At 21.7% G+C, this 7,603-nt stretch carries 8 protein-coding genes; all 8 read left to right on the top strand.

Translation table 11 applies throughout. The annotated features are described in order from the left end of the window. Positions 1-172: 172 nt before the first annotated feature. The 8 genes from MDPP_RS01500 to dnaB all read left to right on the top strand — a co-directional run bounded on the left by MDPP_RS01500 (position 173) and on the right by dnaB (position 7,566). A complete protein-coding gene (locus MDPP_RS01500) occupies positions 173-973 on the top strand; it encodes a hypothetical protein (RefSeq protein ID WP_144658461.1) in 801 nt (266 codons plus the stop codon). A 65-nt stretch (positions 974-1,038) separates the two neighbouring features. Beyond that, positions 1,039-2,067, top strand: coding sequence for a tryptophan--tRNA ligase (trpS, locus tag MDPP_RS01495; protein ID WP_144658460.1), 1,029 nt, complete (start codon positions 1,039-1,041; stop codon positions 2,065-2,067). 406 nt (positions 2,068-2,473) lie between these two features. Continuing rightward, positions 2,474-2,788 (top strand): 30S ribosomal protein S6, encoded by a 315-nt coding sequence (rpsF, locus tag MDPP_RS01490; protein WP_144658459.1) that lies wholly within the window; start codon positions 2,474-2,476, stop codon positions 2,786-2,788. After that, positions 2,788-2,910 (top strand): single-stranded DNA-binding protein, encoded by a 123-nt coding sequence (locus tag MDPP_RS02210; protein WP_281281261.1) that lies wholly within the window; start codon positions 2,788-2,790, stop codon positions 2,908-2,910. The genes rpsF and MDPP_RS02210 overlap by 1 nt, the downstream gene beginning before the upstream one ends. Then, complete coding sequence (locus MDPP_RS01485) at positions 2,900-3,244, top strand: single-stranded DNA-binding protein (protein ID WP_281281260.1); 345 nt, start codon at positions 2,900-2,902, stop codon at positions 3,242-3,244. The genes MDPP_RS02210 and MDPP_RS01485 overlap by 11 nt, the downstream gene beginning before the upstream one ends. An 85-nt stretch (positions 3,245-3,329) precedes the next feature. Then, positions 3,330-3,563: a 30S ribosomal protein S18 gene (rpsR, locus tag MDPP_RS01480; RefSeq protein WP_144658458.1), complete on the top strand. Its 234-nt coding sequence runs from the start codon at positions 3,330-3,332 to the stop codon at positions 3,561-3,563. A 92-nt stretch (positions 3,564-3,655) separates the two neighbouring features. Further along, positions 3,656-6,187, top strand: a complete 2,532-nt coding sequence (rplI, locus tag MDPP_RS01475; RefSeq protein WP_144658457.1) for a 50S ribosomal protein L9 — start codon at positions 3,656-3,658, stop codon at positions 6,185-6,187. Next, positions 6,184-7,566, top strand: coding sequence for a replicative DNA helicase (gene dnaB / locus MDPP_RS01470; protein WP_144658456.1), 1,383 nt, complete (start codon positions 6,184-6,186; stop codon positions 7,564-7,566). Before rplI ends, dnaB begins: the two co-directional genes overlap by 4 nt. Positions 7,567-7,603: the final 37 nt, after the last annotated feature.

Raw genomic sequence — 7,603 nt, 5'->3', positions numbered from 1 at the left:
ATTAATTGTGATTCTGTTCAATTTTTAGATTCTAAAAAAGATAATCAAAATAATGTTTATTTTTTTTGTTTGTTTTTTTCACTAATAATATTTTCAATAATTTTAGTTTGATAAATAAAATATAATCTATTAAAATATTAAAAACAGAAAGGAAAAAAAATAAATTTATTTTATGATTTATAAAGACAATAAAATTCAAAAAAATAATTTAAAAAAACCAAAGTTAGTTAAGTCTTTTTTTTCAGACTTTAATTCAGTGGGCAAAGTCTATTTTTTATTTATTTTATTTATAACTTTTTTAACTTTTATTTTTAATATAATTGTTAAAATGAAAACAATATCATTCAGTTTCGCAGTAATATTAGAAATATTATTTTTTTATTTTACTGATCAAACTATTTTGTCTGTTTTTTTGATTTTATTAACTTTTTTTTTTAGAATCCGAAATTACAAAAAATTTTATTATTTTTTAATTTTTAGTGTTGTTGTTAATGTTTTATTAACTTTTTTAGTTTACAATATGGTTCTTTTTCCTTTTTGGAAAAAACAAAATATCTTTAATATTTATTTGATAGAAGAAAACCAAGAAATATCTTTTATTATTAATTTTTCACAACATTTTTTGATACCTTTGCTTTTTTTTCTTTTTTTTTTGTTTTTTATTCCTTTAGATTTAAATTTGAAAAAAATTATTTTCACTTTTCTTCATCCTATAATTTATTTGATGTGTTGGTGCATTAAATTATATAATGAATCTGGATGTTGTAGCTTTGAAAAGTGTAAAATACCTTATCGAAAAATTTTATGTCCTCAAAAAGGCGATTTTTTAGTAGAAAATTTTTGGATTTTTAAAGGAAAAGAAATGGTTTTGTTTAGGATACTTATTCTCTTTTGTATTTTTTCTATTTTTTTTTATTTTGTTTTTCGTTTTAAAAATTTTTATAATAATGAAAATTGTTTATCTAAGAAATAAATTATTAATATTTTCTTAAAATAATTCTAATTAGAAATAAAATATTATAAAGGTATATTTTATAAATGTTAAGTGAAGTAAATAAAAAAAAATTGATTACGGGAATTAAGCCGACAGGAGATTTAACTTTAGGTAATTATCTTGGAGTTATTAAAAATATAGTTAATTTACAAGAAAAATATAATTCAAAATATGATTTTTATGTTTTTATCGCTGATTTACATTCTTTTACGTCCTTTCAAGAACCCTCTATTTTGAAAAAAAGAGCTGAAGATATAGCACTTCTTTGTTTAGCTTCGGGTTTAAAAATTGAACAAACTAATTTATTTATTCAATCTGAAATTTTACAACATACTTATTTAAGTTATATAATGGAATCTATTTCTTATGTAGGCGAGTTAAAGCGCATGATTCAATTTAAAGAATATGAAAAAAAAACCAGTTCAGGTAATATTAGAACTTCTGTATTAACTTATCCTCTTTTAATGTCGTCAGATATTTTACTTTATGATGCTGATTTTGTTTTAGTAGGTCAAGATCAAAAACAACATTTAGAATTAACACGTCTTTTAGCTACACGTTTTAATAATTTATATGGCAATACTTTTATTGTTCCTGAATTTATTTCGTATAATTATATGATCAAATCTTTATCTGATCCTTTAAAAAAAATGAGTAAAAGCAATAAAACTTTAAATTCTCTCAAAGACGATAAGGGTTGTATTTTTCTTTCTGAAGATTTAAATAATATAAGAACAAAAATTTTAAAAGCAGTTACAGATTCGGAAAATAAAATTGAATATAATTCAAAAACAAAACCAGGTATTTCTAATCTTTTAACTATTTATGCGATTTTTAAAAATTGGACTTTAGAAGAGACTGAAAAATATTTCAAAAATTATGATTATGATAATTTTAAATCTCGATTAGCTGATTTAGTTGTAGAAAAAATTAAAATTATTCAACAAAATTTCTTTAATTTAAAATCTAATGATTTATTGAAAAAGGTTTTGGATTTTGGCGCTAAAAAAGCAAGTTTAATAGCAGAAGAAAAAATAAAAAAAATAAATCAAAAAATGGGAATTTTTAGATAATTTAAATATTTTTTAAGTTATTTATAATTTAGTAGTTTTTTAATTAATAAAAATTTATTATTTTTAGTTTTATTTTCGAATATTATTATTTTTTTTGATATAATATTTAACATAATTCAGTGTTTTTTTGATATAATCATCTTTGTTATTCTTTGTGTTTATTTAAATTATTTTTAAAAATTGGTTTTTAGTTAGATTAAAGATAAATATATATGATTGTATATAATAAAAAAACAATTTGAAATCTAGTATTGATCGTAAATAATTATGATATAAATACAAGTGTAAAAAGAAAATATTTGACTTTAAATTAAATTTAAAATTCCTTTCCTTATTTGTATTTATATAATTACTATTCGATTAAAAATAAATAAGGGTGCAAAACCTCAAGGAAGAATAATAGAAAATGAAAAAATATGAGATAATGTATATTTTGAGTCCTCGATTGGATACGAAAGATATTCAAAATATTACTGATAATATTAAAAATATTTTTAAAGAAGGTAAAATTTTTCAATTTAAAGAACCAGAATTAAAAACATTAGCTTATCCTATTAAAAAACATTTAAAGGGTTTTTATATCGAGATATTAGTTGAAGCTGATAATGAAATGATTGCAAATTTTTATCATATATTAAAAGTTAAAAAAGAGGATATTATTCGTTCAATCGTTCTTAATACAATAGAAGAAAGAAATAAAAAAATAAAAGAGAATAATTAATGGTTAATAGAGTTGTTTTGGTAGGAAGAATTACTAAAGATCCTGAGTTGAAATTGTTACAAGGAGATTTGCCACTTGTACGTTTTATTTTAGCAGTTAATAGAAGATTTATTGGGGAATGACGGCATTAGAAAAACTGATTTTATTCCTTGTGTAGTTTGGAGAAAACAAGCAGAAAATTTGAATAAATATATTCCTAAAGGAGCTTTGATAGCAGTAGAAGGAAGCATTAGAGTTAGTTCTTTTGATGATAATATAACAGGACAAAAAAAGTTTTCAACAGAAATTAATTGTGATTCTGTTCAATTTTTAGATTCTAAAAAAGATAATCAAAATTTTAAAAATACAAACTCGATGGATTTTGATTACGATAGAAATAACAAAGAAGACGAAAATTATAATGATAAACAAGATTTTGATATTAATATTGAAAAAGATGATGATTTAATTTTTTAATATAATGAATTAAATTGAAAGGAGTTAAAGATCGTTTTTATCTTAATTTTGTTTTTTTGTTAAGATAAAATTATAGAAATTGAAAATGCCAATGTATAAAAAATATATTAAGAAACGTCGTAAAGTTTGTTTTTTTACTCAAAATAATTTCACTAATATTGATTTTAAAGATATTGAATTATTGAAAAAATTTATTACAAATAAAGGTAAAATTTTACCAAGTAGAACAACTAGAACTGCTCCAAAATTTCAAAGAATGTTAGCTAAAGCTATTAAAAATGCTCGTCATATGGCTTTGTTACCTTTTGTAGTTGAATAAACAATAAACAAGCTTTGTTGGCTTGTTTATTTTTTTAAATAAATATTTTTTATAATGTTAATTTTATTTTATTAAAAGTAGGTTCTTGGAAAGTGTTAAAAAAAGATAAAAATAGAAACAAAATTATAAAATATATATTATTTTCAATATTGATTTTTTCTATTTTACATTTGATAATTTTTGATATTAATCAAATTCAAGATATTCTTCGACCTGATAAAGCACAACAAGAAATTAAAAGAATTGCATTTTTGTTATTTGCAAGTATTTTTGGGAAAATAATTCTTCTTTGCATTTTTATTTGTATCTATTTTAATTTTCGTAGTCATTTTGAAATTAAAAATTTAAAGAATCGATTATCTTTATGGTCTGAATTATCTTATTATGTGAATGAAATCGGTGAAGAAGTTTTTAATGAATTACCTATTGGAATTATTTTGATTGAACCTAACTCTCAATTTAAAGAAATTAAATGGGTAAATGCTTATACTAATATTATTTTTAAAAGAAATATTTTAAATATTTCTTTAAATGAAGTTAATTCGCAAATGGCAGATTTGATAGATTTTGATTTAGAAAAAAAAATTACTTTATTTATTCATCAAGAAGCTTTCGATTGTATTTATAAAAAAGAATTTAATGTTTTTTATGTTTTTAATGTTACTGAAAGAGAAAAAATCAAAAATCTTTATTTTGAAGAAACTCCAGTTTTAGTTTTTTTGTCTTTTGATAATTTAGAAAACGCTTTGAAAGATTGTGATCTTTCCGAACAATCTCAAATTAAAGTAGAATATTTAAGCGCTTTATCTGATTTTATTGAAATTTATGAAAGTTATTTAAGACAATTATCTGAAGATAAATTTTTACTTTTGTTAAATCGTAAACAATTAGATAAAATGATAGAAAGTAAATTTTCTATTTTAAAAAATATTCGCGATATTTCGAATAAATATAAGTTAAAAATTACTCTTTCGATGGGTATTGCTTGTTATAATGTAACTTATAATAAATTAGCATCTTATGCTCAAAATGCTATTGAATTAGCGCAAAAAAGAGGAGGAGATCAAGCAGTTGTTAATATTGAAAATCAAAAAATACAATATTTTGGCGCTGCTATTACTTCTTTGAGTACTAATTCAAAAGTTTCTACAAGAGTTAATGCTGAAATCATTAAAGATTCGTTAAAACAATATCATAATTGTTTTATTATGAGTCATATTTATCCTGATTTAGATTCTTTAGGCGCTATGTTAGCTTTTTACAAAATAGCTTCAGCTATTAATAAAAATTATAAACATTATTTAATTTTGGATTTAGATAATGATAAAATAGATCAAAATTTTAAGTTTATTTATAAAGATTTAATCAAAGAAGAACCCTATTTATCTAAAAATTTTATAACAACTCAACAAGCAAAAAATATTATTAATATTGAATCTTTATTAGTTGTTGTTGATACTCAAACCAAAGATATAGTTAATAGTCCTGAATTATTAAATTTAACACCTAATATTATTGTTATTGATCACCATAGAGCTACTGAAAATTCTATTTCGAATTCTTTTTCATGTATTGAATCATCAGCTTCTTCAACGGTAGAAATATTAATTGAATTTCTTGTTTTTTTAAATGTTCCTGTTGAAATTACTCCTATAGAAGCAAGTATTATGTATGGAGGAATGATCGTTGATACAAATTATTTTATTTATCGAACTAAAAATTCTACTTTAGAAGTTGCTGCTGAATTGATTTCAATGGGTGCTGAAGGTTCAAAAATTAAATTTTGGTTAAGACAAGAATTAAATAAAGTTTTAGAAATGAATAAATTAATTTCTGAAATGGAAATTTATATAGACGAATACGTCATTATCAAAAGCAATAATATTTATAATAATCGTTCGTTTTTAGCTAAAATTTCAGAAAAAGCTTTAGATATTCAAAATATTAAAGCTGCTTTTACTATTTGCAGATTAGAAGAAAATCAAATAGGAATTAGCGCACGTTCTTATGATGAATTTAATGTTCAAATTATTATGGAACAAATGGGTGGTGGAGGTCACATCAATAGCGCAGCTTCTCAAATTCAAGGAAATAATATTGATGAAATAGTGGAAAAATTAAAAAATATATTATTATCAGAACATAAGGAAGGTTCAAAAAACATGAATATGAAAGTTATTTTATTGGAAGATATTAAAAATAAAGGAAAAAAAGATGATATTATCGATGTTAGTTTAGGTTATGGTAATTTTTTAATTAAAGAAAAAAAAGCTATTTTAGCTAATAAACAAAATCTTCAAAATTTAGAAAAAGAAAAAAAAATAAAGCAAGAATACAATATTCAAAATATTTTAATTATGAAACAATTGAAAAAAGATATAGATGGTAAGCAAATTGAAATATTTACTACTATTGGCCCTCAAGGAAAAATTTATGGTAAAATTACATTAAATCAAATTTTAGAAGCTTTTCACAAAGAACATAATATTCTTCTTAGTAAAAAAAAGATTTTTCTAGATGATGAAATCAACTCTATTGGTAAATACAAAGCAAATGTAATTCTTTCTGAACAAATACACGCTTCTTTTATAATTAATATCAAAAATGAAGAAAATAAAAAATGAGTGATAATAATAACATTAGATTACAATTTCCTTTTTATTTAGATGCTGAACAATTTATTTTAGGTATTATTTTTGTAGATCCGAAACAAATGTTGAATATAGAAGGCAAATTAGAAATTACTGATTTTTATAATCTTAATCATCAACTTATTTTTTCTGCTATGCAAGATTTATTTCAACAAAATAAGGATATTGATTATTATTCTGTATATGCTTTTTTAGAAACAAAAAAACAAAAAATAGTAGGAGGCAAAGAATATTTGATTGATTTAGGAAGCCAAATTCCTTCTGTTTATCATCTTGATACTTATATAGAATTTGTAAAAGAAGCTTCTTTAAAAAGAGATATCATTAATACAGCTATGTCTGTTGTTCGTGATGGTTTTGATAATGTTCATATGGATTCACAAAATTATTTAAACATCGCAGAAGAAAAAATTTTTCAAATATCAAGAAAAAAGAAAAACACTAAATTTGTAGAACTAAAAACATTATTAAAAGAAATTGAACGAAAAACTATTTATAATCGAAGAGAAAACAATATTATTGGTTTAAGAACAGGTTATGAAAATTTAGATAATATCACTTTAGGTTTCAAACCAGAAGAATTAATTATTTTAGCTGCAAGACCTTCGATGGGTAAAAGTAGTTTTATGATGAATTTAGCAGTTAATATCGCTAAACAAAATAAAAATAAACAAGCTGCTATAGCTATTTTTAGTTTAGAAATGTCTAATGAACAATTAGGTTCTCGAATGTTAAGTGCTCAAAGTAATGTTCCTCATAGAAATATTCAATTAGGTTTTTTAAATCCACAACAATTAAATGTAATAAATGGTTGTTCTCAACAATTACAAAAATTAAATATTTATTTTGATGATTCTTCTTCTGTTAATATTTTAGATATTAGAACACAATGTCGACAACTTAAGTATAAAAATAAATTAGATATTATTATTATTGATTATTTACAACTAATTCGTAAATCGAATAAAAATAATCAAAATAATTTCTATAATCGTCAAGAAGAAGTATCTGATATTTCCCAAAGTTTAAAACAAATGGCAAGAGAATTAAAAGTTCCTGTTATAGCCTTATCACAATTATCTCGAGAAGTAGAAAAAAGAGAAGATAAAAAACCTATTTTATCTGATTTAAGAGATTCAGGAAGTATTGAACAAGATGCAGATATTGTTATGTTTTTATATCGTAAAAATTATTATGCAAAAGAAAAAGATAAAAGAGAAGAAATAAAAGAAGATTTAGGTTATACAGAATTAATTATTTCTAAAAATCGTCAAGGTGCAACGGGTTTAAGAAAATTTAGTTTCAATTCCGAATGTCTTCTTTTTACAGAAATAGATGATGTTATAAATTGATTGAAAAAATAATTATTGAGGAAAAAACATTTAAATG

Origin of the sequence: Candidatus Phytoplasma pini (assembly GCF_007821455.1) — a bacterium.
Classification (GTDB): domain Bacteria; phylum Bacillota_I; class Bacilli_A; order Acholeplasmatales; family Acholeplasmataceae; genus Phytoplasma; species Phytoplasma pini.
Note: the sequence above shows the minus strand (reverse complement) of the source record. Positions and strands in the feature narration are given on the sequence as shown.

What these genes read in the sequence shown, in the direction of transcription:
- MDPP_RS02210 (WP_281281261.1), top strand. Translation starts at nt 2,788, where the DNA reads ATGGTTAATAGAGTTGTTTTGGTAGGAAGAATTACTAAAGATCCTGAG.
- rpsF (WP_144658459.1), top strand. Translation starts at nt 2,474, where the DNA reads ATGAAAAAATATGAGATAATGTATATTTTGAGTCCTCGATTGGATACG.
- rpsR (WP_144658458.1), top strand. Translation starts at nt 3,330, where the DNA reads ATGCCAATGTATAAAAAATATATTAAGAAACGTCGTAAAGTTTGTTTT.
- trpS (WP_144658460.1), top strand. Translation starts at nt 1,039, where the DNA reads ATGTTAAGTGAAGTAAATAAAAAAAAATTGATTACGGGAATTAAGCCG.
- MDPP_RS01500 (WP_144658461.1), top strand. Translation starts at nt 173, where the DNA reads ATGATTTATAAAGACAATAAAATTCAAAAAAATAATTTAAAAAAACCA.
- dnaB (WP_144658456.1), top strand. Translation starts at nt 6,184, where the DNA reads ATGAGTGATAATAATAACATTAGATTACAATTTCCTTTTTATTTAGAT.